The organism is Burkholderia anthina (assembly GCF_902498995.1).
Lineage (GTDB): Bacteria > Pseudomonadota > Gammaproteobacteria > Burkholderiales > Burkholderiaceae > Burkholderia > Burkholderia anthina.
Map to the genome: position 1 here is coordinate 14,000 of NZ_CABVLY010000018.1, position 25,530 is coordinate 39,529.

Annotated in this window: 24 protein-coding genes; 10 read left to right on the top strand and 14 right to left on the bottom strand. The window is 68.5% G+C overall.

What is annotated here, in order from left to right; genetic code table 11:
* Positions 1 to 268 precede the first annotated feature (268 nt).
* The 8 genes from BME24068_RS21865 to BME24068_RS21900 form a co-directional block, all read right to left on the bottom strand.
* Entirely contained in the window at positions 269 to 1,096 is an 828-nt protein-coding gene (locus BME24068_RS21865) for a M55 family metallopeptidase (protein WP_096499048.1), read from the bottom strand.
* Positions 1,093 to 2,175: a DmpA family aminopeptidase gene (locus BME24068_RS21870; RefSeq protein WP_174927342.1), complete on the bottom strand. Its 1,083-nt coding sequence runs from the start codon at positions 2,173 to 2,175 to the stop codon at positions 1,093 to 1,095. Before BME24068_RS21870 ends, BME24068_RS21865 begins: the two co-directional genes overlap by 4 nt.
* Complete coding sequence (gsiD, locus tag BME24068_RS21875; RefSeq protein WP_174927343.1) at positions 2,175 to 3,068, bottom strand: glutathione ABC transporter permease GsiD; 894 nt, start codon at positions 3,066 to 3,068, stop codon at positions 2,175 to 2,177. Before gsiD ends, BME24068_RS21870 begins: the two co-directional genes overlap by 1 nt.
* Before the next feature lie 7 nt (positions 3,069 to 3,075).
* A complete protein-coding gene (gsiC, locus tag BME24068_RS21880) occupies positions 3,076 to 3,996 on the bottom strand; it encodes a glutathione ABC transporter permease GsiC (protein WP_174927344.1) in 921 nt (306 codons plus the stop codon).
* Positions 3,997 to 4,066: 70 nt separating this feature from the next.
* On the bottom strand, positions 4,067 to 5,629 hold the full coding sequence (gene gsiB, locus BME24068_RS21885) for a glutathione ABC transporter substrate-binding protein GsiB (RefSeq protein ID WP_174927345.1): 1,563 nt from the start codon (positions 5,627 to 5,629) through the stop codon (positions 4,067 to 4,069).
* A 128-nt stretch (positions 5,630 to 5,757) separates the two neighbouring features.
* Complete coding sequence (locus BME24068_RS21890) at positions 5,758 to 7,656, bottom strand: dipeptide ABC transporter ATP-binding protein (RefSeq protein WP_174927346.1); 1,899 nt, start codon at positions 7,654 to 7,656, stop codon at positions 5,758 to 5,760.
* Between the two features lie 27 nt (positions 7,657 to 7,683).
* A complete protein-coding gene (locus BME24068_RS21895) occupies positions 7,684 to 8,673 on the bottom strand; it encodes an isoaspartyl peptidase/L-asparaginase family protein (RefSeq protein ID WP_174927347.1) in 990 nt (329 codons plus the stop codon).
* Positions 8,670 to 9,614, bottom strand: a complete 945-nt coding sequence (locus BME24068_RS21900) for a MurR/RpiR family transcriptional regulator (RefSeq protein WP_174927348.1) — start codon at positions 9,612 to 9,614, stop codon at positions 8,670 to 8,672. Before BME24068_RS21900 ends, BME24068_RS21895 begins: the two co-directional genes overlap by 4 nt.
* 451 nt (positions 9,615 to 10,065) lie before the next feature.
* Between BME24068_RS21900 and BME24068_RS21905 the strand changes: the two genes are divergently transcribed.
* The 5 genes from BME24068_RS21905 to BME24068_RS21925 all read left to right on the top strand — a co-directional run bounded on the left by BME24068_RS21905 (position 10,066) and on the right by BME24068_RS21925 (position 15,981).
* A complete protein-coding gene (locus BME24068_RS21905) occupies positions 10,066 to 11,337 on the top strand; it encodes an MFS transporter (RefSeq protein ID WP_174927349.1) in 1,272 nt (423 codons plus the stop codon).
* Between the two features lie 27 nt (positions 11,338 to 11,364).
* Positions 11,365 to 13,785, top strand: a complete 2,421-nt coding sequence (locus BME24068_RS21910; protein WP_174927350.1) for a glycoside hydrolase family 31 protein — start codon at positions 11,365 to 11,367, stop codon at positions 13,783 to 13,785.
* Between the two features lie 111 nt (positions 13,786 to 13,896).
* The gene (locus BME24068_RS21915) at positions 13,897 to 15,084 is read left to right on the top strand and encodes a porin (RefSeq protein ID WP_174927431.1); all 1,188 of its coding nucleotides are present in this window, start codon (positions 13,897 to 13,899) and stop codon (positions 15,082 to 15,084) included.
* A 238-nt stretch (positions 15,085 to 15,322) separates the two neighbouring features.
* Positions 15,323 to 15,673: a hypothetical protein gene (locus BME24068_RS21920; protein WP_174927351.1), complete on the top strand. Its 351-nt coding sequence runs from the start codon at positions 15,323 to 15,325 to the stop codon at positions 15,671 to 15,673.
* The gene (locus tag BME24068_RS21925; RefSeq protein ID WP_096499070.1) at positions 15,670 to 15,981 is read left to right on the top strand and encodes a hypothetical protein; all 312 of its coding nucleotides are present in this window, start codon (positions 15,670 to 15,672) and stop codon (positions 15,979 to 15,981) included. Before BME24068_RS21920 ends, BME24068_RS21925 begins: the two co-directional genes overlap by 4 nt.
* A gap of 86 nt (positions 15,982 to 16,067) precedes the next feature.
* On the opposite strand, the gene BME24068_RS21930 is transcribed toward BME24068_RS21925, so the two are convergent.
* Entirely contained in the window at positions 16,068 to 16,916 is an 849-nt protein-coding gene (locus tag BME24068_RS21930) for a class I SAM-dependent methyltransferase (protein ID WP_174927352.1), read from the bottom strand.
* Positions 16,917 to 17,076: 160 nt separating this feature from the next.
* On the opposite strand from BME24068_RS21930, the gene BME24068_RS21935 reads away from it, so the two are divergent.
* The 3 genes from BME24068_RS21935 to BME24068_RS21945 all read left to right on the top strand — a co-directional run bounded on the left by BME24068_RS21935 (position 17,077) and on the right by BME24068_RS21945 (position 20,400).
* Complete coding sequence (locus BME24068_RS21935) at positions 17,077 to 18,540, top strand: metallophosphoesterase family protein (protein WP_174927353.1); 1,464 nt, start codon at positions 17,077 to 17,079, stop codon at positions 18,538 to 18,540.
* A 173-nt stretch (positions 18,541 to 18,713) separates the two neighbouring features.
* Positions 18,714 to 20,027 carry a cytochrome-c peroxidase gene (locus BME24068_RS21940; protein WP_174927432.1) on the top strand — a complete coding sequence of 438 codons (1,314 nt, stop codon included), beginning with the start codon at positions 18,714 to 18,716 and terminating at the stop codon, positions 20,025 to 20,027.
* Positions 20,028 to 20,124: 97 nt separating this feature from the next.
* A complete protein-coding gene (locus tag BME24068_RS21945) occupies positions 20,125 to 20,400 on the top strand; it encodes a CppA family protein (protein ID WP_096499076.1) in 276 nt (91 codons plus the stop codon).
* A gap of 135 nt (positions 20,401 to 20,535) precedes the next feature.
* Here BME24068_RS21945 and BME24068_RS21950 read toward each other — a convergent pair whose 3' ends face one another.
* The gene (locus tag BME24068_RS21950) at positions 20,536 to 22,029 is read right to left on the bottom strand and encodes an aminotransferase-like domain-containing protein (RefSeq protein ID WP_174927354.1); all 1,494 of its coding nucleotides are present in this window, start codon (positions 22,027 to 22,029) and stop codon (positions 20,536 to 20,538) included.
* A gap of 203 nt (positions 22,030 to 22,232) precedes the next feature.
* On the opposite strand from BME24068_RS21950, the gene BME24068_RS21955 reads away from it, so the two are divergent.
* Both BME24068_RS21955 and BME24068_RS21960 read left to right on the top strand, forming a co-directional pair.
* Positions 22,233 to 22,583 (top strand): hypothetical protein, encoded by a 351-nt coding sequence (locus BME24068_RS21955; protein ID WP_174927355.1) that lies wholly within the window; start codon positions 22,233 to 22,235, stop codon positions 22,581 to 22,583.
* On the top strand, positions 22,564 to 22,743 hold the full coding sequence (locus BME24068_RS21960; RefSeq protein WP_174927356.1) for a hypothetical protein: 180 nt from the start codon (positions 22,564 to 22,566) through the stop codon (positions 22,741 to 22,743). Before BME24068_RS21955 ends, BME24068_RS21960 begins: the two co-directional genes overlap by 20 nt.
* A gap of 46 nt (positions 22,744 to 22,789) precedes the next feature.
* On the opposite strand, the gene BME24068_RS21965 is transcribed toward BME24068_RS21960, so the two are convergent.
* The 4 genes from BME24068_RS21965 to BME24068_RS21980 all read right to left on the bottom strand — a co-directional run bounded on the left by BME24068_RS21965 (position 22,790) and on the right by BME24068_RS21980 (position 25,462).
* Positions 22,790 to 23,212 carry a DUF6691 family protein gene (locus tag BME24068_RS21965; protein ID WP_174927357.1) on the bottom strand — a complete coding sequence of 141 codons (423 nt, stop codon included), beginning with the start codon at positions 23,210 to 23,212 and terminating at the stop codon, positions 22,790 to 22,792.
* Between the two features lies 1 nt (position 23,213).
* Positions 23,214 to 23,648 (bottom strand): YeeE/YedE family protein, encoded by a 435-nt coding sequence (locus BME24068_RS21970; RefSeq protein WP_174927358.1) that lies wholly within the window; start codon positions 23,646 to 23,648, stop codon positions 23,214 to 23,216.
* Positions 23,638 to 23,991 (bottom strand): ArsR/SmtB family transcription factor, encoded by a 354-nt coding sequence (locus BME24068_RS21975; protein ID WP_096499086.1) that lies wholly within the window; start codon positions 23,989 to 23,991, stop codon positions 23,638 to 23,640. The genes BME24068_RS21970 and BME24068_RS21975 overlap by 11 nt, the downstream gene beginning before the upstream one ends.
* Positions 23,992 to 24,103: 112 nt before the next feature.
* The gene (locus tag BME24068_RS21980) at positions 24,104 to 25,462 is read right to left on the bottom strand and encodes an MFS transporter (protein WP_174927359.1); all 1,359 of its coding nucleotides are present in this window, start codon (positions 25,460 to 25,462) and stop codon (positions 24,104 to 24,106) included.
* Positions 25,463 to 25,530: the final 68 nt, after the last annotated feature.

Sequence of the window (25,530 nt, forward strand, 5' to 3'; positions counted from 1 at the left end):
CCTCACGTCATGGATGAAGAAGTTCCTATAATGGCATGAATTTATTGACACAGTAAGACTAGAGACAAAGCCACTCCATATCAGCGCACTCGACTCTGTTCGATTCCAAGCCGCGATCACGGCGAGAAATCAAGCCCTTAATTTCGGCGCTATTGTCGCAAATATCCTCAACGCAAATTCTTTGGCACTTGTAACACGCCCATTGCCTGGCTGGTTTGTCGACGACCCAAAATTGCCACAACAATTGTCACTCAAAGGTCGGCACGCATCAGCGCAGCATGAACGACATCGCCGACAGGCTGTTCAGCGTGCGCACGACATGTTCGACCGAAGGCCCGTCGAAACGCAACGTGACCGCATCGGTCCGTTCGATCGACGGCAGCACGCAGAACAGATCGGCGAGCGCGGCCGTCTGCACGCGCAGCGTGCATGCGGCCGGCGCGGGCCGATGCGCGCCGGCGCGCCAGCCGGCCGACAGCGCGTGCACGACCGTTTCGCGCGCGGCGGTCGCGATGCGCGCGCAGGACGCGGCCGGCGTGAGCGTGTCGCCGCTCGACGCGCCGCCGGCCGTCTTGATCGTCTCGAAACGCGCGTCCGGAAACAGCGGCTGCGTTTCCTCGGCGAACACGTCGTCGCCCGACGCCAGCGCGACGTGCGCGCCGTATTCGCGGGCCAGCGCGCCGTACAGCCCGGCTTCGCCGAGCTCGACACCGTTCAGCCACACCTGCGTAAATGCAAAGCTGTTGATCGTATGCGCGAGCACGCCGCGCGTCTGCGATTTCGCGTGAAAGCCGATCATGAATACGAGGTCCGGCTGCTGTTCGAGGCCGGCCATCATCCCGAGCGCGCGCGGCTTGCCGAGCACGACGCGCGCACGCGCATCGAGCCCGTCGGGCAGCAGGTTGCGGAAGCCGCCGTGCGAGTCGTTGACCCACACGGCCTGCGCGCCGCCCGCGAACGCGCCTTCGATCGCCGCGTTCGCCTCGGCGGTCATCCAGCGGCGTGCGCGTTCGTATTCCGGATTGCCGGCACGCGTCTGCTCGGCGGCGAACACGCCGGCGACGCCCTCGATGTCGGTCGAGATCAGGATCTTCATGACTGGGTCGAGCGTCCTTCGTTGCTTTCGTTGAACAGGCGATCGAGATCGGGCACCGCGTCGCGCAGCGATTGCCGCACGTGAGCATCGCGCCCGGCAACGGTCACGGCCTGCAGCAGCGCGTCGGCGATCGCATGCTCGACGCTTTCGGCCGCGGCCATGAACAGCGGATCGAGCGCCGCATCGGCCACGAGGGCCGGCAGCGCGACGGTCGATGCATCGTGCGCGACGGTGTACGCGGTCGAGAATGCGAGCGCGATGTCGCCGCTGCCGTGCCCGTAGACCGAACCGGTACGGGCCAGCCCCGCACCGGCGCGGCGTGCGAGCCGCGACAACTGTCGCGCATCGAGCGGCGCATCGGTCGCGAGCAACAGGATGATCGAGCCTTGCTCGGGCGGCGCCGCATGCGCGGCCGCCTCCGCCCGTCGTTGCGCGACGATGCGCCCGACCGGCACGCCGCCGAGCGTGAGCATCGGCAGCCGGCCGAAATTCGCGAGCACGAGCGCGCCGACCGTATACGGCCGGCCCGCCGCGACGGCCACGCGCGAGGCCGAACCGATCCCGCCCTTCAGGTCGAAACACGACATGCCGCGCCCGGCGCCCACCGCGCCGCGTGCGAAGTCGCGCGCGGCCGTGCGGCATGCGTGGTCGTAATGCGCGGCCGTCACCGCGAATGCCTGGATGTCGTTCAGATACCCGTCGTTGCATTCGAACACGAGCGGATTGACCGTCGACCAGTCGCGGCCGATCTCCGGATTCGCGGCGATGGCCGCGCGGATCTGTGCTTGCGCAACGGTGCCGACACCGAATGTATTGGTCAGCGCGATCGGCGTGTCGAGCGTGCCGAGCTCATCGACCTGCACGAGCCCGACGCTCTTGCCGAAGCCGTTGATCACGGCCGCGCCGGCCGGCACCTTGCTGCGGTACAGGTCGCCCGGATGCGGCTTCACGACGGTGACGCCCGTCTGCACGCCGCCCGCGTCGAGCGTGGCATGGCCGACGGTCACGCCCGGCACGTCGGCGATCGTGCCGCGCGGCCCGGCCGGCAACGTCCGTGTCCACATCGAAACCGCGCCCATCAGCGACGCTCCAGCTTCGGATCGAGCGCGTCGCGCAGCCCGTCGCCGAGCAGGTTGAATGCGAGCACGGTCAGGAAGATCGCGAGGCTCGGGAAGATCGCGATGTGCGGCGCGGTCACCATGTCCGCGCGCGCCTCGTTGAGCATCGCGCCCCACTCCGGCATCGGCGGCTGCGCGCCGAGCCCGAGGAACGACAGGCTCGCGGCCGTGATGATCGACGTGCCGATCCGCATCGTGAAGTAGACGACCACCGACGACACCGTGCCCGGCAGGATGTGCCGCATGATGATCGTCCAGTCGGACGCGCCGATGCTGCGCGCGGCCTCCACATAGGTCATGTGCTTGAGCATCAGCGTGTTGCCGCGCACGAGCCGCGCGAACGCCGGGATGCTGAAGATCGCGACCGCACAGATCACGTTGACCATCCCGTTGCCGAGGATCGCGACCACGCCGATCGCGAGCAGGATCCCCGGGAATGCGAACAGCACGTCGGCCACGCGCATCGTGATGCGGTCCCACCAGCCTTCGTAGTAGCCGGCGAGCAACCCGAAGAACGTGCCGATGATCGCGCCGAGCGCGACCGAGAAGAAACCGGCCACGAGCGAGATGCGCGTGCCGGCGACGATCCGGCTGAAGATGTCGCGGCCGAGCGAATCGACGCCGAACCAGTGCACGGCCGACGGCCCCGCGTTCAGCGCGTCGTAGTCGAAGTAGTTTTCCGGATCGAACGGCACGATGTGCGGGCCGACGAACGCCAGGACGACGAGCGCGAGCACGAAGCCGGCCGCGACCAGCGCGACGGTCTGCTTGCGGAACTTGCGCCAGAATTCGCGCCACGGCGTGCGGATCGCGGCGGGTGCGGCCGGCGCCGCGGGCTGGACAGTCGCGTTCATGCGGGCCTCACTTGAACCGGATGGTCGGGTTGATGACCGCGTACAGCACGTCGACGGTCAGGTTGATCAGGATGAACTCGAGCGAGAACAACAGCACGATCGCCTGGATCACCGGGTAGTCGCGCATCGTCACCGAGTCGACCAGCAGGCGCCCGAGCCCCGGCCAGTTGAACACGACCTCGACGACGATCGAGCCGCCGAGCAGGAAGCCGAACTGCAGCCCCATCATCGTGACGACCGGGATCATCGCGTTGCGCAGGCAGTGCTTGAGCACGACCATCGGCTCGTGCACGCCCTTCGCGCGCGCGGTGCGCACGAAGTCCTCGTTGAGCACCTCGACGAACGACGCGCGCGTGAAGCGCGCCATCACGGCCGCGACCGCCGCGCCGAGCGTCAGCGACGGCAGCACGTAGCTCTTCCACGTGCCGTCCGGCACGACCGGCAACCAGCCGAGCTTCACCGAGAAGATTTCCATCAGCAGCATGCCGAGCGCGAACGCGGGAAACGAGATGCCCGACACCGCGATCGTCATCCCCAGGCGGTCGGGCCAGCGGTTGCGCCACACCGCCGACGCGATCCCGATCGCCATGCCAAACGCCGTCGCCCACACCATGCTGACGAGCGTGAGCAGCAGCGTCGGCATGAAGCGCTCGCCGATCTCGGTCGACACCGGCCGCTTGCTGCGTGTCGACGTGCCGAAATCGCCGTGCGCGATCTTCACGAAGAAGTTCGCGAACTGCGCGGGCAGCGGCCGGTCGAGCCCGAGGTCGGCGCGCACGAGCGCGACCGTCGCATCGTCGGCTTCGGGGCCGGCCGCGAGCCGCGCCGGGTCACCCGGCAGCAGATGCACGAACAGGAACACCAGCACCGCGACGATCGCGAGCGTGGGCAGCAGGCCGAACAGGCGTTTGACGAGAAAATTCAGCATGGGGCAGCACCGGTCGAATCAGCGCGCCGGCAGCGTACGCCGCCGGCACCGCGTGGCGGGCGAGTCGCCGTCATTTCAGCGAGATTTCGTCGAAGTTGAACGAGCCGTCCGGCATCACGTACGCGCCCTGCAAGCGCTTGCTGCGCGCATAGACGATCTTCTCCTGCACGAGGAAGATCCACGGTGCGTCGGTCCAGATCTGCTTCTGCGCGTCCGCGTAGAGCTCGGTCTTCTTCGCGCGGTCGACCGTCTCGAGCGCCTTCGCGAGATCGCCGTCCACCGCGTCGTTCTTGTAGTACGCGGTGTTGACGAGCTTCGGCGGCGCCGATGCGCTCGCGAGCAGCGGCGTGATCGCCCAGTTCGCTTCGCCCGTCGACGACGACCAGCCGATGTAGTACATCCGCACCGGCGCCTTCGCCGGATCCGGCGCGCTCTCGACCTTCGCGACGCGCTCGCCGGCCTCCAGCGCCTGCACCTGCACCTTCACGCCGACCTGCGCGAGCTGCTGCTGCACGAACTGGATCGTCTTCTGCGACGTCGAGTTGTTATACGCGGACCACAGCGTCGTCTCGAAGCCGTTCGGATAGCCGGCCTCCTTCAGCAGCGCGCGCGCCTTCGCCGGGTCGTACGGCCAAGGGCCAAGCTTCGTCGCATAGTCGACGCCCTGCGGCACCACGCCGGTGGCCGGCGTCGCGAAACCGGAGAACGCCACCTTCGCGAGCGCGTCCTTGTTCACCGCATAGTTCAGCGCCTGGCGCACCTTCGGGTTGTCGAACGGCTTTTGCAGCGTGTTCAGCGACACGTAGCGCTGCACGATCGACGGCCGCTCAATGACGTCGACCTTCGAATTGCCCTTCAGGTCGGCGGCCTGCTCAAACGGGATGCGGAACGCGAAATCGGCTTCGCCCGTCTTCATCAGCGCCGCGCGCGTGTTGTTGTCGACCACCGGCTTCCAGTCGATCGCGTCGATCTTCGGATAGCCCTTCTTCCAGTAACCGGCGAACTTCTTCACCTTCAGGTCGTCGGTCTGCTTCCATTCGACGAACTCGAACGGCCCGGTGCCGACCGGATGCAGCGCGATGTCGCGCCCCCACTTCTTCAGCGCGGCCGGCGAGATCATCACGGCCGACGGGTGCGCGAGCGTGTTGATGAGCGCCGAGAACGGCTCGCGCAGCGTGATCTTCACCGTGTACGGATCGACCACTTCGGTCTTCTCGATCACGCGGAACATGTTGTAGCGCTTCAGGTGGTTCGCCGGATCGGTCACGCGGTCGAAGTTGGCCTTCACGGCCGCCGCGTTGAAGTCGGTGCCGTCGTGGAATTTCACGCCCTGGCGCAGCTTGATCGTATAGGTCTTCGCATCGGCGCTCGCTTCGTAGCTCGTCGCCAGCACGTTGACGAGCTTCATGTCCTTGTCGAAGCCGAACAGCCCCTGGTAGAACGACTTGACGACGGCCTGCGACACCGTGTCGTTCGCGTCGTACGGATCCATCGTCGTGAACGTCGAATCCACTGCCATCACCGCGGTCTGCTGCGCGAACGCCGGCAGTGCGACCGTCAGCGCGATCGCGCCGGCGAGCGCGGCGAAGCCTGCGCGCGGACGAAACATCGGGAACGGATGCTGCTTGTTCATTTTGCTGGGCTCCTGTTGGATCGGTGACGCCTCGCGGGCGTTTCGGTTTCGGTTTCGGTTTCGACTGCGTACTGCATGGCGCGCGCTCCTTGCGGAAGCGTCGCGCGAAACGACGGGTCCGGCCGCACTCAATACGCACCGCCGACGCGATGCGTCGCGACGTAGTGATCGGGGCCGACCGCGACGAGCGGCGCGACGGACGGCTCGTCGCCCACCGCGCGGATCGGGCTCGGAATCTCGTCCGCCGCGAGCTGCCGCGGCGCGTGCCGGCGAGCAGGGTCGGCCACCGGCACCGCGCTCATCAGCTTCTTCGTGTACGGATGCTGCGGCGCTTCGAACACCGCGCGGCGCGGGCCGATCTCGACGATCTGGCCGAGATACATCACCGCGACGCGATGGCTGATGCGCTCGACCACGGCCATGTCGTGCGAGATGAACAGATACGCGACGCCGAGCTCGCGCTGCAGGTCGAGCATCAGGTTGACGATCTGCGCCTGCACCGACACGTCGAGCGCGGACACCGATTCGTCGGCAATCACGACCTTCGGATTCAGCGCGAGCGCGCGGGCGATGGCGATCCGCTGGCGCTGGCCGCCCGAGAATTCGTGCGGATAGCGGCGCGTGGCCTCCGGCGGCAGGCCGACCTTCTCCAGCAGCCAGTCGACGCGCGCCTGCGCGTCGCGGCCGCTCGCGACGCCGTGCACCAGCAGCGGCTCCATGATCGAGAAGCCGACGGTCAGGCGCGGGTTCAGCGACGCGAACGGATCCTGGAAGATGAACTGGATGTTCCGCCGCAGCGCCTGCAGATCGGCGCCCTTCAGCGCGCTGATGTCGCGGCCGTCGAACTCGATCGAACCGCGCTGCGATTCGACGAGGCGCAGCAGCGAGCGGCCGGTCGTCGACTTGCCGCAGCCCGATTCGCCGACGAGCGCGAGCGTCTCGCCCGCGCGCAACTCGAAGCTCACGCGCTCGACCGCATGCACGTACTGCGACACGCGGCCGAACACGCCGCTCTTCACCGGAAACCGCGTGACGAGATCGCGCACGCGCAGGATCGGCGGCGCGGCCGGATCGACGTGCGGCTGCGCGGCGGCGTCGTTCGCAGCCGGTGCAAGTGCGACCGCGTTCGTGCCGTCCACCTTCAGCAGCGGGAATTTCTCCGGCGCATCGGTGCCCTGCATCGAACCGAGCCGCGGCACGGCCGCGAGCAGTGCTTGCGTGTAGCGATGGGCGGGCGCCGCGAAGATCCGGCCGGACTCGCCCTCCTCGACCTTCTCGCCGCGATACATCACGAGCACGCGGTCGGCCACTTCGGCGACCACACCCATGTCGTGCGTGATGAAGATCACGCCCATGTTCATTTCGTCCTGCAGCCCGCGAATCAGTTGCAGGATCTGCGCCTGGATCGTCACGTCGAGCGCGGTCGTCGGTTCGTCGGCGATCAGCAGCGCGGGCCGGCACGACAGCGCCATCGCGATCATCACGCGCTGGCGCATCCCGCCGGACAACTGGTGCGGATAGCGCGCGAACACGCGGCGCGCCTCCGGAATACGCACGAGGTCGAGCAGCCGCAATGCTTCGGCACGCGCTTCGGTCGCGCCCTTCGACTGGTGCAGCGCGATCGCCTCGCTGATCTGGTCGCCGACCGTAAACACCGGGTTCAGCGACGTCATCGGCTCCTGGAAGATCATCGCGACGTCCGCGCCGCGAATGCCGCGCATCGCCGCCGCGCTCGCCTGCGCGAGATCGACGAGCGCGCCGCCGCGGCGGCGCAACGCGATCCGCCCGCTCGTGATCTCGCCGCCGCCGTGCTCGACGAGCCGCATCAGCGCGAGCGACGTGACCGACTTGCCGGAGCCCGATTCGCCAACGATCGCGAGCGTCTCGCCGCGATCGACGTGAAACGACACGTTGCGCACCGCATCGAACGTCGCGCCTTCGCGGCGGAACATCACCGACAGGTCGTCGACGGCGACGACGCGCTGCTCGGGCAGCGCCAGTTCGGACGGGTTTCGGCTCGAAGTCATGCGAAGGTCTCCTCGTGCGATCCGCAATCAGGCCGCATCGTCGCGGTAGATGCCGACCACGGGCGTCTCGCCGACGCGCGCGTAGCCGCGATACATCCCTTCCGTGTTGAACGGCAGCGCGACGTTGCCGTGCGCATCGACCGCGATGATCCCGCCGCGGCCGGCCAGGCGCGGCAGCTTGTTCATCACGACGTCGCGCGCGGCGTCGGCGAGCGACGCGCCGCGATACGCGATCTGCGCGGCCACGTCATGCGCGGTCGCGAGCCGGATGAACATCTCGCCGGTGCCCGTCGCGGATACCGCGCACGTCGCGTCGTCCGCGTAGCAGCCCGCGCCGATGATCGGCGAATCGCCGACGCGCCCCGGCTGCTTGTTCGTGATGCCGCCCGTCGACGTCGCCGCCGCGATATGGCCGTGCACGTCGCACGCGACCGCGCCGACCGTGCCGTGCTTGCGGTCCGGGTCGAGCGGCTCGGCGGGTTGCGCGGCCCCGCCGAACGTGAAGCTCGCGGCGTCGTGGTCGAGCATCGTGCCGGCCGCCGCGCGTGCCTTCACCCACTGCGCGTGCCGCGCGTCGGTGTCGAAGTAGCCGGCTTCGGCAAGCTCGAGCCCCTGCGCGGCCGCGAACGCGTCGGCGCCCGCGCCGGCGAACAGCACGTGTTCGCTCGCTTCCATCACGCGCCGCGCGGCGAGCACCGGATTGCGCACGCGCGTCGCGCAGCAGATCGCGCCCGCCGCGAGCGTCGCGCCGTCCATCACGGCCGCGTCGAGTTCGTGTTTGCCTTCGGCCGTATAGACGGCGCCGCGCCCGGCGTTGAACAGCGGACAGTCCTCGAGCATCCGCACCGCGACGGTGACGGCGTCGAGCGCGCTGCCGCCGTCGGCGAGCACCTGCTGCGCGGCCTGCAGGATCGCGGTCAGCTCGGCGCGGTACTGGCGTTCGGTGTCGGTATCCATTGCATCGCGCAGGATCGTGCCTGCGCCGCCGTGAATCGCGACGATCGCGGGTGAAGTCATGATTTTTTCGGACCGGAGGAAGAAGGGTTGGCGGCCGGCTGCGCCGCTTGAGGCTGAATCAGCCAGGGCAACAGGAATTCGGTCATTTCGGCGGCCGACTTCGCGGAACGGTGCGTGCGCAGCGCGACGGCGTCGATCAGCGCCTCGATCATCGTCAGCACGGCCGCTTCCGAGGTCGCCGCAAAACGCCGCTCGGCCTTCACGTACAGCTTCAGCGACGCGATCGGCGCAAGCGGCGAATCGGGCCCGTCGGTGATGCCGAGCACGCGCGCGCCGCGCGCGGCCGCCCGGCGCGCGAGCTCGATCGTGTCCGTCACGTAGCGCGGAAACGCGAGCGCGATCACGAGATCGCGCGAGTCGGCCGTATACAGGCGCCGCGCCGCGTGCGACGGGCCGCCCAGCAGCGCGAGCGACTGCACGTTGTCGTGGCACACCGACAGCCCGTGTTCCATCAGCCCGGTGAGAAACGCACTCGAACCGGCGCCGAGAATCAGCACGCGCCGCGCGCCGACGATCGCCTCGACGACCGCTTCGACGTCGCTCGCATCCAACTGCGCGCGCGTGTTCTCGATGTTCGCGACAGCCTGGTCGAACACCGCGTCGATCCACGCGGCGCCACGCACGCCCGACTCCTGCTCCTGCGCGGAACGCAGCCGCTCGACCGGGCCGAGCGTCGCCTCGAAGCCGCGCACGAGCGCCGCGCGCATCGCCGGATAGCCGTCGAAGCCGAGCGCTTTCGCGAAGCGGTTCGCGGTCGCGATCGACGCATTCACGGCTTGCGCGAGCTCGTCGATGCGCATCGTCGCCGCGCGAAACGGGTTCGCGAGCACGAACTCGCCCATGCGACGGTGGATCGGCGTCATCAACGGCATCGCCGACGCGATGCGCTCGGCGATCGCGGGTTCATCCTGACTGGCGTCGTGCGGAACGAGAGGCGTCATGCGAAGGGTCGTTGCAAGGTAGATGAAAATAAATTTACACAATCTACCGTCAGGAAAAAAATAAATTTTCATCAGGGTTGTCACGCCCCCTGAAGCGCCCGCTTCCCGTCGATCGATTGAGCAAACCCCGCCCGCGCCCGCCGCACGGGCATGCCGCACGCGCTCCGCGACCATCGCTTCGCACCCGGTTTTCACGTGCCTGTCGGGAAAACCCCAGGCAAGTTCGTTCGAATACAGATTCACGTTGACCAGATTCGAATTCGAACATAGGATGTTCGAAAATGATCAGTCGTCAGATAACATTGGCTTTCAATCGCATCGGAATGTTCGAGTGAACGCGGGTATTCCGGCAAAAAGCTGACAAGCTGACGCCCAACAAGATCGGACATCGTACAAACAAGACGCAGCAAGCCGCCGCCGACGGCCGGCTTGCCCGGATCAGGAGACAGCAGTGAAAACAATCAAGGCGTTGCGCTGGTGGATCATCGTGCTGGTATGTCTCGGCACGATCCTCAACTACCTCGCACGAAATTCCCTGTCGGTGCTCGCACCGGAGCTCAAGCATGTGTTCGCGATCTCGACGCAGCAGTACTCGTACATCGTCGGCGCGTTCCAGATCGGCTACACGATCATGCAGCCGGTGTGCGGGTTCGTCGTCGACCTGATCGGGCTGCGGCTCGGCTTCGCGCTGTTCGCGATGCTGTGGTCGGTGGTGGGCGTCGCGCACGGCTTTGCGTCCGGCTGGCTGTCGCTCGGCGTCCTGCGCGGCTTGCTCGGGCTGTTCGAGGCCGCCGCGATTCCGGCCGGGATGAAGGCCGTCGCCGAATGGTTTCCCGATCGCGAGAAATCCGTCGCGGTCGGCTATTTCAACGCCGGCACGTCGCTCGGCGCCGCGATCGCGCCGCCGCTCGTCGTCTTCCTGTCGATGCGCTTCGGCTGGCAGTCCGCGTTCATGGCAACCGGCGCGCTCGGCTTCGTGTGGGCCGCGCTGTGGTACACGCAATACCGGTCGCCGGCCGACCATCCGCGCATCACGCCGCAGGAACGCACGCTGATCCGCGAAGGCCAGGCCACGATGCCGGCCGTATCGAAGCGCCGCATTCGCGACGTGATCACCGCGCGCCGTTTCTGGGCGATCGCGCTGCCCCGCTTCTTCGCGGAACCCGCGTGGCAAACCTTCAGCTTCTGGATCCCGCTGTACCTCGCGACCGAGCGCCACATGGCGCTCACGCAGATCGCGATCTTCGCGTGGATGCCGTTTCTCGCGGCCGACCTCGGCGGCATCGCCGGCGGCTACCTGTCGCCTTACCTCGCAAGACGGTTCAAGCTGCCGCTCGTGTGGTCGCGCGTCGCCGGCGTCGCGCTCGGCGCGCTGCTGATGATCGGGCCGGCGGCGATCGGGATCGTGTCGTCGCCGTACACGGCCATCGCGCTGTTCTGCGTCGGCGGCTTCGCGCACCAGATGATCTCCGCGCTCGTCAACACGCTGTCGGCCGACGTGTTCGATCCCGAGGAAGTCGGCACCGCGAGCGGCTTCGCCGGGATGGCCGCGTGGATCGGCGGCCTCGGTTTCTCGCTGCTGGTCGGCGCCCTCGCCGACAAGATCGGCTACGCGCCGCTGTTCGCCTGCCTCGGCCTGTTCGACATCATCGGCGTCACGCTGCTCGCGGTGCTGATCCGCGGACAGTCGAAGCAGGAACGCCTGCTCGCCCAGCACGCCTGACATTCGCCCTTACCAGGAATCGCCTTCATGACTTCGCTTCTTCATCCGCCCGTGTTCCGCATCGCCGCCCGTCATGCGAACCGCGTGCAGCTCGCGTCCGATGCGGGCGCGACGCTCGAGATCTTCGTGCTCGAGGACGACATCGTGCGCGTGCGCGTGCTGCCCGACGCGATGCCGCGCAACCCGCGCACGTGGACGATCGCGCCGGGCCTCGACGACGTGCCGCTCGACGGTCGCGATCGCCTCGACCTGAGCGGCTTCACGCTGCCGGCCTACGACCTCGTCGAAGACGACGACACCCTGCGCATCGAAACCGCGCAGATCCGCGTCAGCGTGAAGCGGCAAGGCGGCCACTGCACGTGGTCGATGCGCGGCGCCGACGGCGCGTGGCGCGTGGTGCTCGCCGACCGCGCGACGCAGGCGTACAACTTCGGCTGGTGGGACGAGCGCGCGTATCACTACGTCGCACGCGAGCGCGGCGACAAGGTGTTCGGCCTCGGCGAGCGCGCGGGCGGGCTCGACCGCACCGGCGCACGCTTCGAGATGCGCAACATCGACGCGATGGGCTACAGCGCGAAGCACACGGACCCGCTCTACAAGCACATCCCGTTCTACGTCACGTGGTCGCCCGACGCCTGCCAGGGCTTCGGGCTGTTCTACGACACGCTGTCGGACTGCTCGTTCGACATGGGCCGCGAGCTCGACAACTACCACGGCCTGTACCGCTATTTCGTCGCCGAGCACGGCGATCTCGACTACTACTTCATCGCATCGCCCGACACGCCGCTCGCGGCCGCGCGGCGCTTCACGTGGCTCACCGGGCGGCCGGCGCGCACGCCGAAATGGGGCCTCGGCTATTCGGGCTCGACGATGCGCTACACCGATGCGCCGGACGCGCAGCAGCAGATGAACCAGTTCGTCGAGCAATGCGACGCGCACGACATCCTGTGCGACTCGTTCCACCTGTCGTCGGGCTATACGTCGATCGGCGCGAAGCGCTACGTGTTCAACTGGAATCGCGAGAAGTTTCCCGACGCGAAGGGTTTCGTGAAGCACTACCGCGATCACGGCATCCGGCTGTGCGCGAACATCAAGCCGTGCCTGCTGCGCGACCACCCTGCATTCGACGACGCGGCGAAACGCGGGCTGCTGATCCGCTCGGCGTCCGGCGAGCCGGCGTGGGTGCAGTTCTGGGACGAAGTCGGCGCGTATATCGACTTCACGCAGCCGGACGCCTATCGCTGGTGGCGCGAGCAGGTCACGTCGGCGCTGCTCGACTACGGGATCGAGTCGACGTGGAACGACAACAACGAATACGAGATCTGGTCGCCCGACGCGATCGCGCACGGCTTCGGCCAGCCGTTCCCCGCGCGCGAAGCGAAGGTGCTGCAGACGATGCTGATGATGCGCGCGTCGCGCGAAGCGCAGCGCGCGCATGCGCCGGCGCTGCGGCCGTTCCTCGTGTCGCGCTCCGGCGGCGCCGGCATGCAGCGCTATGTACAGACCTGGTCCGGCGACAACTACACGTCGTGGGAAACGCTGCGCTACAACCTGAAGATGGGCCTCGGGCTCGCGCTGTCGGGCGTGTCGAACATCGGTCACGACATCGGCGGTTTCTCCGGCCCCGCGCCGTCGCCCGAGCTGCTGTTGCGCTGGGTGCAGTTCGGCATCTTCATGCCGCGCTTCAGCATCCATTCGTGGAACGACGACGGCACCGTCAATGAGCCGTGGATGTATCCGGAGATCACCGCGCAGATCGCGTCGCTGATCAAGCAGCGCTACCGGCTGCTGCCGTATCTCTATCACCTGCTGTGGCTGTCGACCACGCGCTACGAACCCGTGCTGCGGCCGACCCTCGGCGACTTCCCCGGCGACGCGCGCTGCTACGACGAATGCGACGACATGATGCTCGGCGACGCGCTGCTGGTCGCCCCGGTGGTCGACCCCGGCCACACGGAGCGCACGGTCTACCTGCCGTCCGGCGCGCGCTGGCTGTGCTGCGCGAGCGCGCAGTCGTTCGACGGCGGCGCGAGCGTGACGCTGCCGGCGCCGCTCGACACGCCGGTGATGCTGTTGCGCGAAGGCCGCGTGCTGCCGCTGAACGTCGCCGAACAACGGTTCGGCGCACGCGCCGACACGCGCGGCTTCATCGTCGCACCGCGCATCGAGGATGGCGTCGCCCACGGCGAATGCGTCGAGGACGACGGCGAAACGGAACGCTGGCGCGACGGCGAATACGGACTGTGGCGCATCGAGACCGGACGCGAGGCGTCGGGCGTACTCGGCGTGTCGGTGCGCTGGGACGGCCGCATGCGCCGCCCCGCCGAGCGCGTCGAGATCCTGCTGCCGGCGTCGCTGCAAGGCCCGCTCGCCGTGCGCGGCGCACGCGTCGAGCACGATGCACCCGACGGCGCATGGCGCCGCATCGTCGTCGCGCTCGCCGACTGACCGCGCCTCGCATTCTGTTCCGGCGGGCCGTTCGCGCGGCCCGCCACTCACCACAGAGGAGGCTTCGCAACCTCCCGCCCCGTTGAAGAGACTCGGAGATCGACAATGAAAGTGAAAGCCCCGCGTAATCGCTATGCAATCCTGATTTTCTCGGCCGCGTCGCTCGGCGCGTCCGCCGCCCATGCGCAAAGCAGCGTGACGCTGTACGGCGTGGTCGACGATTCGCTTGCCTACGTGAACAACCAGCAAGGCCATTCGAACATATACATGCGCGACGGCAACCTGTATGCGTCGAAGTTCGGGCTGCGCGGCGACGAGGATCTCGGCGGCGGCACGCACGCGATCTTCGATCTGCAGTCGGGTTTCAACCTGAACACGGGCGCACAGTCGGCGGCCGGCACGATCTTCAACCGCGAGGCGTTCGTCGGGCTGCGCAACGACCATTACGGCACGGTGACGGCCGGCCGCCAGTACACGCCGTACTTCCTGCTGGTCGGCCCGTACGCGTCGAGCAGCTGGCTGACCGGCGCGACGGGCGCGCACCCGGGCGACATCGACGGCCTCGACACGACGATCCGCGTGAACAACGCCGTCACCTATACGTCGCCGACCTTCTCCGGGCTGACCGCGAGCGCGATGTACGCGTTCGGCGGCATCGCCGGCGCGACCGGCAAGGGCAACACGTTCAGCGCCGCGCTGCGCTACGCGAACGGGCCGGTCGGGATCGCGGCCGGCTACCTGCGCATCAACAGCTCGGGCTCGTCGGCGGGCTTCCTGAACCCGGCGACCGCCGCGTCGGGCAGCTTCGCGGTGTCGGTGCTGAACCAGGGCTACCTGACCGCCAAGGCCGTCGAACAGGTCGCGGCCGCCGGCAACTACACGCTCGGCAACCTGACGATGGGCCTGAACTACTCGAACGTGAAGTATCTGCCCGGCAACGGCTCCGCGTTCACCGACACGGCCGTGTTCAACACCTACGGCGCGCTTGCCGCGTATCGCTTCACGCCGGCGTTCTCGGTGGCCGGCGCGTTCTCGTACACGCTCGCGTCGAAGGCGAACGGCGTGTCGGATGCGGCACGCTACCAGCAGTATTCGCTGAAGGAGTCGTACAGCCTGTCGAAACGCACGACGCTCTACGCGCTGCAGGCGTATACGCATTCGAGCGGGCAGACGCTCGGTGCGCAAGGTGCCGGCCAGATCGTCGATGCGGCGCCGATCGTCGGCGATTCGCAGCAGCTCACGCCGTCGACCACGCACGGCCAGTTCGTCGGCATGGCCGGGATCGCCGTGACGTTCTGAACGCGGGCGGCAACGTGCTGCCCGCCATTCGCCCCGGACGATGTGCATCTCCGTACATCGCCCGGGTGCGCCGTCTTTCCCCGCTTCCGTTGCAACGCCGTGCGCGCACCGCGCGGTACGCGCACTTGCTCCCGATCACTTACAATCCGTCAGGTTGATCCCTGCACGATCCTTCGTGCAATCCTGACATCGCGGTACGTTCGACGCACGCCGTATCAGGGTCCGGCCTGCGACACGCGTGGCCGGACGGCGTCGCACCGCGTTGCCCCACACCTGGATGCCCGTCATGCCGGAATCCCGCCTCCTGTTCCGAACCGCATTCGAACCGCCGGCCGTCCTGCCGGTGCTCGCCGTCATCGGCGCATGGTTCTTCATCGGCCCGCAATCGGACGTCGCCCGCTTCGGCCTGCCCGGCGCGCTCGTCGTCGCCATCTTCGCCGTATTTCGGGTGCCGGTTGCGGCGAACGGCTTCGGCAACCGCCGAGCGGGCGCGCCGCGTACCGGCGCACGAGACAAGGACCGAATGAACAACCGCATCGCCCCCACTCCGTCGCCCCGATACGCGACGATCGACGGAGCCGCGCAATGAGCGGGTTCCTCCACAATCGCGCCGGCGACCTCGTCGCGCTCGTCACGCTCGCCGTGCTTTACCTCGGCGGCGCCGGCCTCGCGCTCTGGCGAATTCGCGCTGCCGCGTCGCGCGGCAAGCTCTACTGGATCGCCTGCATCGCGCTCTTGGCCGGCGGTGCGATCGCGATGACCGTCAACCTGTCGCCGGTGCCGAACAGCGGCGAAATGTCGTCGGGCTTCGCGCTCGGCGTCGAGGCGGTGCTGCTCGGGCTTGTGCTCGTTGCGGCGGGCTGCGCGTGGCTGATGGTGCGTGCAAGGCGCGGCTGACGGCACGCCTTTACGCGTGCCGCTTCATCGCCGGCCAGCCGCAACGCGCACGGCGAACGCCGGATCGCCGGCCCGCTTCCCCTGCGTCACGCAGACGGCGCGCGCGCCGTGACGAGCCAGCACGCCGCATCGAAACGCACGTCCGCGCCGTGCACGTAGCGCTCGAACGCGGCGCGCACCGTATCGACCACGCGCCGTCGTGTCGCGTCATCCACCTGTTGCAGTGCGAGTCCGACCGGCCCCAGTCGCGCGATGTAGTCGTGCAGCGCGGGCTCGGGCAACGCGCACGCGATATCGAGCGGTTCGATCTCGACGTCGGTCCAGCCGCTGTCCGACAACACTGACGCGATCCGCTGCCGGTCGCCGAATGCGAATTGTCCCGGCGCACCCGGCTGCCGCGCCGGCAAGTTCGGCAGCAAGGGCGCCGCGACGCGCTCGGCCGTCGTCATGAACGGATTGTCCGCCGCGCTGCGCCATGCGACGAATCGCAGTTGCGCGTTCGCGCGCGTCGCACGGCGCAGGTTCGCGAATGCGCGCACCGGATCGTCGAAGAACATCACGCCGAAACGCGACACGACCAGGTCGAAACGATCGCGTGCAAACGCATACGTCTGCGCATCGGCACACATGAAGCCTGCGCGGATGCCCTCGCGTTCCGCGCGATCCCGCGCAACGGCGATCATCCGCGCCGAGATGTCGATGCCCGTACAGTGCGCGTGCGCACCGAGCCTCCGGGCGATCGCGCGCGTCACCGCCCCCGTGCCGCAGCCGACGTCGAGCACGCTGCGCGAGGACGATGCCGCCGCGGCATCCGCGAGCAGCGTCTCGAACGGCTCGAACATCCGGTCGAGCGACGTCCGTGCGTCGACCCATGCAAGCCCCGACGGGCCGTTCCATAGCGCGGACTGCGCTTCGTTGGGCTGGTGCGATTCCATCGTCGATTCCCCTTCGTGTGCATCGTTGATCGCGAGCCTGACTATGCGGCTTCAAGCCGGCTTGAGGTCAAGCGCTGCCACGACACGCCCGCCGCGCCCCACTTTCATATTTCTTACATTCATGTTGCGTACCGTTGACGGCTTTCCCACGGTGCCACCCATGCGACGACTCCTCTCTCGCACGCTGTTCGTGCGCTGCGCTCCGCTTGCCGCCCTTGCCGCGCTGTCCGCGTGTTCGAATCACATCGATACGCCCGCCGATCCGGCCAGTGCCGCGATCAACGTCCAGGCCGCGTGGGTCGAGATCGGCGATGCGAACCAGGCGATCGCGCGCGCGATCACGAACTACAGTCCGGCTTCCGCGAGCGATCCGCTGTGTCCGCAACTGTCCGTCGACGGCAAGCTGTCGCGCATGACGCTGCGCGCCGGCACCGCGACCGTCGCGCAGCGACCGACCGCGAGCGACCCGGCCGACTCCAAACCGTCGAGTTTCCCGGTATCGGTCTGCGAAGCGACGTTGCCGGCCGACGCGCAGACGGCGAGCGTCGCCGGCCGCGCGCTGCCGCTGCCGAAGGCCCAGCCGCAGCGCATCGCGATCATCGCCGACACCGGCTGCCGGATGAAGAAGGCCGACAACGCATGGCAGGCGTGCAACGACGCGACGGTCTGGCCGTTCGACACGATCGCGGCGAGCGTCGCGAAGCTGTCGCCGGATCTGGTGCTGCACGTCGGCGACTATCACTACCGCGAGAACGCGTGCCCGCCCGACATCGCGGGCTGCAAGGACAGCCCGTGGGGCTACGGCTGGGATACGTGGCAGGCCGACCTGTTCCGCCCGGCCGCGCCGCTGTTCGCGAAGGCGCCGTGGGTGGTCGTGCGCGGCAATCACGAGGAATGTGCGCGGGCGGGCCAGGGCTGGTATCGCTTCCTCGATCCGCGCCCGTATTCGGCGGCCCGTTCGTGCGACGATCCGGCCCGTGACGACGACGCGAACTATTCGGAACCGTATACGGTGTCGCTCGGCGGCGGCACACAGGTGATCGTGTTCGATACCGCGAAGGTCGGCCGCAATCCGCTGAAGACGACCGACGCGCAATTCCGCATTTACCAGAAGCAGTTCCAGACGGTGGCGTCGCTCGCGTCGAAGGCCGGCATGACGACGACGATCTTCACGAACCATCACCCGATCCTCGCGTTCGCGCCGATCGCCGGCAGCACGCCCGCGCCGGGCAATCTCGCGCTGCAGTCGGTGATGTCGAGCCTGAACGCGCAGGCGTACTACCCGCCCGGCATCCACGTCGCGCTGCACGGGCACGTACACGACTTCCAGGCGATCAATTTCGCGTCCGGGCATCCGGCGACGATCGTGTCCGGCAACGGCGGCGACAACCTCGACGTCGCGCTGCCCGACCCGTTCCCGGCCGACCTGACGCCCGCGCCGGGCGCCGTGATCGAACGGCTGTCGCACAACAACAGCTTCGGTTTCCTGATCATGGAACGGCGCGCGGCACCGGCGACGGGCTGGGTGTTCCATGCGTATTCGGCGGCCGGCAAGCTGCTCGCATCGTGCGACCAGTCGGGCACGACGCTCGCCTGTGACAAGACGGGGTTCATCGCGCCGTGAGTGACGAAGTTCGAGTGAATCGCGGTGTGGCGGGTTCGGGCAGGCGTCGGCGGAGAATGGCCGGATCGAGGAGGCAGCGTGTGTCGGTGGCGGCTTTTGCGGCGCTTCCGGTGTCGCATTCGACTCCCGTTCCAGTCCGTGCCCGCCGGACGGCACGCGTACTCGCCGCGACCGTGCTCGCCGGTGTCGCGCTCGCGGCTCACGCCGCCCCTTCCGAAACGACGCTGCTGCCCGGCGCGCCGCCGTCGCGCATCGTCGCCACGATCGGCAACGGCACGCCGCAGGTGACGGGCAAGATCGACGCGGCGACCGCGCACTTCGCGCCCGATCCGACGCTCGTCGCGCTTGGCCGCCGGATCTTCTTCGATCCGCGGCTGTCCGAGCCGCGCGGCATGTCGTGCGCGGGCTGCCACGATCCGGGCCGTGCGTTCGCGCCGACGCTATCGGCGGCATCGCTGGCGGGGCCCGGTGTGCCGGAAGGCAGCCGTCACGGCCGCTTCAGCCAGCGCAACGCGCCGTCGCTGCTCTACGTGCGCTACGTGCCGCGCCGCCACTTCTACCAGGACGACGACGCACCGGCGCCATCGCCGTTCGGCGGACTGTTCGGCGACGGCCGCGCGGACACGCTCGCCGAGCAGATCCGCGGGCCGCTGTTCGATCCGAACGAGATGAACAACCGGTCGCCGGCCGCGCTGCTGCGCAAGGTCGACGCCACCGAACTCGCGCCCGATCTCGCCGCGCGCTTCGGCGCGTCGGTGCGGCGCGATCCCGAGCAACTGGTGCGCGCATTGGGCTCGGCCGTCGAAGCCTATCTGCGGAGCGACGAGATGGCGCCGTTCACGTCGCGCTTCGACGCCTTCCTGCGCACGCGCACGCCGCTCGCGCCGGCCGAGATGCGCGGCCTGGCGCTGTTCCGGAATCCGGACAAGGGCAATTGCATGACCTGCCATACGCTGTCGGAGACGTCGAGCCGGCCGGAGCGCTCGCTGTTCACCGATTTCGGCTACGACGCGATCGCGGTGCCGCGCAACCGCGCGCTGCCAGCGAACCGCGATCCGCGCCACTTCGACAACGGACTGTGCGATACCGCCACGCGGCTGCGCTGGCCGGAACCGACGCAATGGTGCGGCTACCTGCGCACGCCGGGGCTGCGCAACGTCGCAGTCAAGCAGACGTTCATGCACAACGGCGTGTTCACGACGCTGCGCGACGCGGTCGCGTTCTACAACACGCGCTCGACCGACCCGGGCTACTGGTATCACGGCGCAAAAACCTTCGACGACGTGCCGGCCGCCTATCGCGGCAACATCAACGTCAATTCGACGCCGATGAACCGCCGGCCCGGCACGCCGCCCGCACTGACCGACGCGGAAATCGACGACATCGTCGCGTTCCTCGGCACGCTTACCGACGCGCGCTACGCCAGGCTTGCAGTACCTGCTGCCTCCGCCGTGCCCGCAGCCCAAACCGCCGCGCCGGCGCGCTGACCCTGGCCGAACGGCCAGGCGCAAGCACACCCGCTTGCGGTCGCCTCATATACTGGTTATATTTACAGTACTGTATTTATGAACAGTGAGGTGCGCGATGGAACATCTGGTCCGTATCGTCAACGACACCGATCGCCAAGTGCTGGCCTGGCTGCGTGCGCAGGTCGGCGACGCCCGCGTCGAACGCGCGGCGCGCCAGCTCGGGCATACGCGCAAGCCGTTTCCGTCCGCGGTGTGCCGGTATCTGGGCATGAGCGCGCCGGCCACGCTGCGTCAGGCGGAGCGGCCGCGCGCCGCCCGCGACTTCTCGGTCGGCGATCGTTACCTGTCGTTGATCCGCCAGCACCTCGCCACGCACACGGTCGGGCGATGAAATCGCCGAAATCGTATCGCCGGTGCGGCGTCGCACGGCGAGAAACCGACGTGGAGACGGCGTGCCGGATCGGCCGGCTCGCGCATCCGCTGCGTCGGCAGCGCTCGGGCGCACCGTCGCCAGTCCGCCTGCCGGTCAGCCCGGTTGCGCGGCCGCTGCTGCATCGCGTATCAACCGGCCGAGCGTTTCGATTGCCGCTTCATGCGCGGTGTCGAACACGCGCGTGCAGGCAAGCCGGATATACGCGTCAAAGCGATCGGAATTCGAAAAGATCGAGCCCGGCGCAATTCTTACTCCACGCGCCAGCGCAGCGTCGAACAGCGCTTCGGAACGTACGCCTTCCGGCAGCGCGATCCACAGCAGCATGCCGCCCGGCGGCCGGTTCATCCGCGTACCAGCCGGAAAATGGCGTGCGATCGCGTCGATCGTCACGTCGCGCTGCACGCGAAGCTGCTCGCGAAACCGGTGCAGGTGACGATCGAACGCGCCCGAGCCGACGAACTCGGCAGCGACAGCCTGCAGCAGCGCGGCGTTGTGCCGGCTGTGCGCGAACTTGAGCATCTTCACGCGTGCGTGCCAGCGCCCCGCGCTCATCCAGCCGAGCCGCATCCCGGGCGCCAGCACCTTGTTGAACGACGGGCAGTAGATCACAGTGCCGTCGCGGTCCCATGCCTTCACGGGCTTCACCGCATGCGGCGCTTCGACGAGCTCGCGATACGGCTCGTCCTCGATCGCGGCCACGCCGCGGCGCGCGCACAGTGCGACCAGCGCGGCCTTGCGGTCGTCCGGCATCACGCTGCCGAGCGGGTTTTGCAGGTTCGGCACGACGACCACGGCCCGGATGTCCGGATACGCGGCCAGCGCCACGTCGAGCGCCTCGATCGACAACCCTGTGGTCGGGCTGGCCGGAATCTCGAGCGCGCGCAGGCCGAGGCTCTCGAGCAACTGGATCAGGCCGAAAAAGGCCGGCGATTCGATCGCGATCGTGTCGCCGGGGCGCGCCACCGCGCGCAGCGCGAGATTCACGGCATCGACCCCGCCGCTCGTCGACATCACGTCGTCCGGCGATACCGTCACGCCGTACGACACCGCGCGTTTTGCCATCGTCTGCCGGAATTCGGGCGAACCGCCGACGGGCCCCGCGTCGGTCAGCAACGTCGGCTTGCGCCGCAGCAGCCGGATCGCGAGCGTCTGCAGGCGTTCGGCCGGATACAGCGTCGCCTGCGCGGATGCGCCGCCGAGGTTCAGCGCATCGGGCGCCGCGTTCGCGCGATCGATCACGCGCGACACGCGTTCGTGCAGGCCCGCGAACGGCGGCTCGACGCTCAGCGGCGGCCCGTCGCTTTCCGGCAGCGTGTCGAGCACGGCCGCCGCGCGCCGCCGCACGAAATAGCCCGAGCGCGGCCTGGCTTCGCACCAGCCCGCATCCTCGAGCCGCCGGAACGCCTGGATCGCGGTCGACAAACTCACGCCGTGTTGCGCCATGAACGCGCGCACCGACGGCATCCGGTCGCCGGGCGACAGCGTGCCGGCCGCGATGATGCGGCGGTAATGCTCGGCGAGCCGTTCGTAAAGCGGCTCGCCGGACAGCGGCAAAGGCGTGCGTGACAGATCGGTGATGGGCGTCATGCGGGCCATCGTGCCCGCGCACGCGGATGCTCGCCAGATACAGATTCGGGGCAAACCCACCGATACAGCGATGCAAAATCGCCGGCTGCACCGCAACAGATTCCCGTCCCCTGAATCTGTCCTGCTTCCGCGCGTTTCCCTAACCTGATGACACGCTGTCGCCTCGCCGTCGCGAGGCTGCGCAACCGGGAAAAGGACTCGCCATGCGGACACAGGACATCCGGCTCGACGCCGGACAAAGCCACTTTGCGTGGTTCGACAAAGGTAGCCAGGTCATCGTGCTGGACGGCGCACTCGCGGTCACGTTGCGCCACGGCGGGCTCGACTGGCTGCCCGATGCGCCGCAATACGTTCGCCGCGTGCTCGAAGAAGGCGAATGCCTGACGATCGAGACGGGCGCTCACGTGGCATTGACGTCCAGCGGCGCCGGGCCGGCCAGCGCGACCGTCGTGGAACCTGCGGGCGGGCGCGGCATGTTCGCCGGGTGGCGCGTGGTTTTACGCCGGTTGATCGGGCTGGTATCGGGCGAGCGGCATGCGCGCGAGCCGTCCTGACGCGGCGACGCGCGCCGGAGCCAGGATCGCGGAGATCGCCGATGTCGCCGATGTCGCCGATGTCGCCGATGTCGCCGATGTCGCCAGGCAACGATCGCATCGCCCTCGCCTGACGACGACCGCGATGCGGCCCAACGCCTGCGCGCGTTCGACCGACTAGACCACCACCGCCCATTGCAGCCCGCGACGCGCTACCCACCACCCGCTCAACCCGCCTTCCGCCGACGCTCGATCCATTCGAACAGCGCCATCCCCACCAGCATCGCGGCAACGAACGCGATGCCCTTCACCGACCCGAGCCCGATCGACACGATCGCGGGCCCCGGGCAGAACCCCGCAAGCCCCCAGCCAATGCCGAACACGGCGCTGCCGGCAACGAGCCGCACGGTAATCGCCCGCGCGGCCGGCAACTGCATCGGCAGGCCCAGCCACGAGCGCGTCCGGCGTTTCGCCCATGCGAACGCGAACACGGCGACGCCGATCGCACCGACCATCACGAACGCGAGCGACGGATCCCAGCGGCCGGCCAGGTCGAGAAAACCGAGCACCTTCTGCGGATTGGCCATCCCGGACACGATGAGCCCGGCGCCGAACAGCAGCCCCGCCAGAAACGCGAATCCTGCCTGCATGTCAGCCTCCGAGCACGTGCCGCCGCACGAATACGGTCGCGAAGCCCGCGACCATGAAAACCGCCGTCGCGACGATCGACCGGGACGCGCCGCGCGACAGCCCGCAGACGCCGTGGCCGCTCGTGCATCCGCCCGCATACCGCGTGCCGATTCCCACCAGCAGGCCGGCCGCCATCAGTTCGCCCCAACCCGCATCGATCCGCAGCGTCACGCCCGCCCCGGCGATGCGCATCGCCAGCGGCGCGGCAATCAAGCCGGCGACGAACGCGGCACGCCAGTCGCGCTCTTCGCCACGGGCCGTGAACAGCCCGCCGACGATGCCGCTGATCCCGGCGATGCGCCCGTTGAACGCGACGAACCACGCCGCCGCGAGCCCGATCAGCACGCCGCCGGCAAGCGACAGCCACGGCGTGAAATGAAGCGCATCAAGCTGCATCGCGCGTCCCCTGCGCGGCCGGGCCGCAGAACTGCTCGTACAGCACGCCCATCACCGCGATCGCGGCCGCGCTGTCGAGCGAATAGTGGATGTTCTTGCCGTCGCGGCGCGTGCGAACCAGCGCGTTGTCCCGCAACACGCCGAGTTGCTGCGACAGCGTCGGCTGACGGATATCCAGCCGCGTCTCGAGATCGCTCACGCAGCGCTCGCCCTGCGACAGTTCGCAGAGCAGCAGCAGCCGGTCGGGATTCGACAGCACCTTGAGCAGCGCGCATGCCGATTCTGCTGCCGCGCGCATCTGTTCGGGCGCGGGCGGCAGCCCGGCCGACGGATCGATGTTCATGGAGGACGAAGGTCAACGATTAATGAATCAATATTATATCAATTTATATATCGTTGCTCCGCGCTGCCGCCGGCGCCGTCCGAACGCACCCGCAGCGCCACCCCGCCTGTCGCTACGCCTGCTCGCCGGCAATCGCATCGGCCGCCGTCCGCCCGGCCCCGGCCCTCTGCACGCCGAGCACGAACACCGCGCCCCCGGCGATCACGCAAGGCACGGCGACACAGGCGAACGCGGTCGGCAACGGCAGCCCCATCGCGAGCATCGCGCCGCCCGCCATCGAGCCGACGACGGAGCCGCTGCGGCCGATCCCGTTTGCCCAGCTCACGCCCGTGGTACGGCATTCGGTCGGATAGAACGCGGCCGACAGCGCGTTCGCGCCGACCTGCGAGCCCGACACGCAGAAGCCGGCCGCGAACACGGCCAGCGCGGCCCCCGCCGGCGACGCGGCCAGCACGCCGATCGCCGCGACGAACACCCCGGCGCCCGCATAGCTGCATGCCAGCACGCGGTGCGGATCGAAGCGGTCCATCAGCCAGCCGAGCACGATCGCGCCGAGCGTGCCGCCGACCTGGAACATCGCGGTCACGCGGGCGGCCATCTGCAGCGTCGCGCCGGTCGTGCGCAACAGCGTCGGCAGCCAGCTCGACAGCAGGTAGATGACGAGCAGGCTCATGAAGAACGTGAGCCACAACAGCAGCGTGCCGCGCAGAAGATCGGCAGCGAACAGGCGGCCGAGCGGCGAGCCGGCCGGCTTGCCGCTCGGCGCGCTGAACGACGCGTGCGCGAGATGCGGGTCCGGCGCGATGCGGGCGAGCATCGCCGCGATCCGCTCGCGCGCCGCGCCGGTGTTGACGAGGTAACGCACCGATTCCGGCAGCCGCCATGCAAGCACCGGCAGAAGCAGCAGCGGCGCGGCACCGCCGACGACGAGCACCGCGCGCCAGCCGTCGCGCTCGATCAGCGACGCAGCCACCAGCCCGCCGAGCGCGGAGCCGATCGTGAAGCCGCAGAACATCGTCGTCACGAGCAGCGAGCGCCGCCGCGCGGGACAGTATTCGGATGTCAGCGTGATCGCGTTCGGCATCGCGCCGCCGAGCCCGAGGCCCGTCACGAAGCGCCAGGCGATCAGTTCGGTCAAACCACCCGCGCTTGCCGACGCGGCGCTCGCGACGCCGAAGCACGCAACGCAGGCGAGCAGCAGGCGCTTGCGGCCGAACCGGTCGCCGAACGGCCCGAACGCGAGCGCACCGGCCATCAGCCCGGCGAGGCCCGCGCCGAATACCGGCGCGAGCTGCGCGGGCGACAGCCCCCATTCCGCTCGAATGACGGGGGCGATGAATCCGATCGATGCCGTGTCGAAACCGTCGATCGCGACGATCAGGAAGCACAGCGCGACGATCGCGGCCTGAAACGGCGCAACGCGATGCCGGTCGATCCACTCGCTGACGTCGATGGACAGCGTATCGGCCATGATGGTGTCTCCTCCATGAAGGCGGTCGCGCGCGATGTCGTTGGAATGCGTGCCGCCGGATTCGGGCT

Coding starts and splice junctions, on each gene's coding strand:
- BME24068_RS21970 (WP_174927358.1), bottom strand. CDS start 23,648: ATGCAGCTTGATGCGCTTCATTTCACGCCGTGGCTGTCGCTTGCCGGC.
- BME24068_RS21955 (WP_174927355.1), top strand. CDS start 22,233: ATGCGGACACAGGACATCCGGCTCGACGCCGGACAAAGCCACTTTGCG.
- BME24068_RS21870 (WP_174927342.1), bottom strand. CDS start 2,175: ATGGGCGCGGTTTCGATGTGGACACGGACGTTGCCGGCCGGGCCGCGC.
- BME24068_RS21935 (WP_174927353.1), top strand. CDS start 17,077: ATGCGACGACTCCTCTCTCGCACGCTGTTCGTGCGCTGCGCTCCGCTT.
- gsiB (WP_174927345.1), bottom strand. CDS start 5,629: ATGAACAAGCAGCATCCGTTCCCGATGTTTCGTCCGCGCGCAGGCTTC.
- gsiD (WP_174927343.1), bottom strand. CDS start 3,068: ATGAACGCGACTGTCCAGCCCGCGGCGCCGGCCGCACCCGCCGCGATC.
- BME24068_RS21980 (WP_174927359.1), bottom strand. CDS start 25,462: ATGGCCGATACGCTGTCCATCGACGTCAGCGAGTGGATCGACCGGCAT.
- BME24068_RS21925 (WP_096499070.1), top strand. CDS start 15,670: ATGAGCGGGTTCCTCCACAATCGCGCCGGCGACCTCGTCGCGCTCGTC.
- gsiC (WP_174927344.1), bottom strand. CDS start 3,996: ATGCTGAATTTTCTCGTCAAACGCCTGTTCGGCCTGCTGCCCACGCTC.
- BME24068_RS21910 (WP_174927350.1), top strand. CDS start 11,365: ATGACTTCGCTTCTTCATCCGCCCGTGTTCCGCATCGCCGCCCGTCAT.
- BME24068_RS21975 (WP_096499086.1), bottom strand. CDS start 23,991: ATGAACATCGATCCGTCGGCCGGGCTGCCGCCCGCGCCCGAACAGATG.
- BME24068_RS21895 (WP_174927347.1), bottom strand. CDS start 8,673: ATGACTTCACCCGCGATCGTCGCGATTCACGGCGGCGCAGGCACGATC.
- BME24068_RS21865 (WP_096499048.1), bottom strand. CDS start 1,096: ATGAAGATCCTGATCTCGACCGACATCGAGGGCGTCGCCGGCGTGTTC.
- BME24068_RS21965 (WP_174927357.1), bottom strand. CDS start 23,212: ATGCAGGCAGGATTCGCGTTTCTGGCGGGGCTGCTGTTCGGCGCCGGG.
- BME24068_RS21900 (WP_174927348.1), bottom strand. CDS start 9,614: ATGACGCCTCTCGTTCCGCACGACGCCAGTCAGGATGAACCCGCGATC.
- BME24068_RS21960 (WP_174927356.1), top strand. CDS start 22,564: ATGCGCGCGAGCCGTCCTGACGCGGCGACGCGCGCCGGAGCCAGGATC.
- BME24068_RS21890 (WP_174927346.1), bottom strand. CDS start 7,656: ATGACTTCGAGCCGAAACCCGTCCGAACTGGCGCTGCCCGAGCAGCGC.
- BME24068_RS21930 (WP_174927352.1), bottom strand. CDS start 16,916: ATGGAATCGCACCAGCCCAACGAAGCGCAGTCCGCGCTATGGAACGGC.
- BME24068_RS21950 (WP_174927354.1), bottom strand. CDS start 22,029: ATGACGCCCATCACCGATCTGTCACGCACGCCTTTGCCGCTGTCCGGC.
- BME24068_RS21945 (WP_096499076.1), top strand. CDS start 20,125: ATGGAACATCTGGTCCGTATCGTCAACGACACCGATCGCCAAGTGCTG.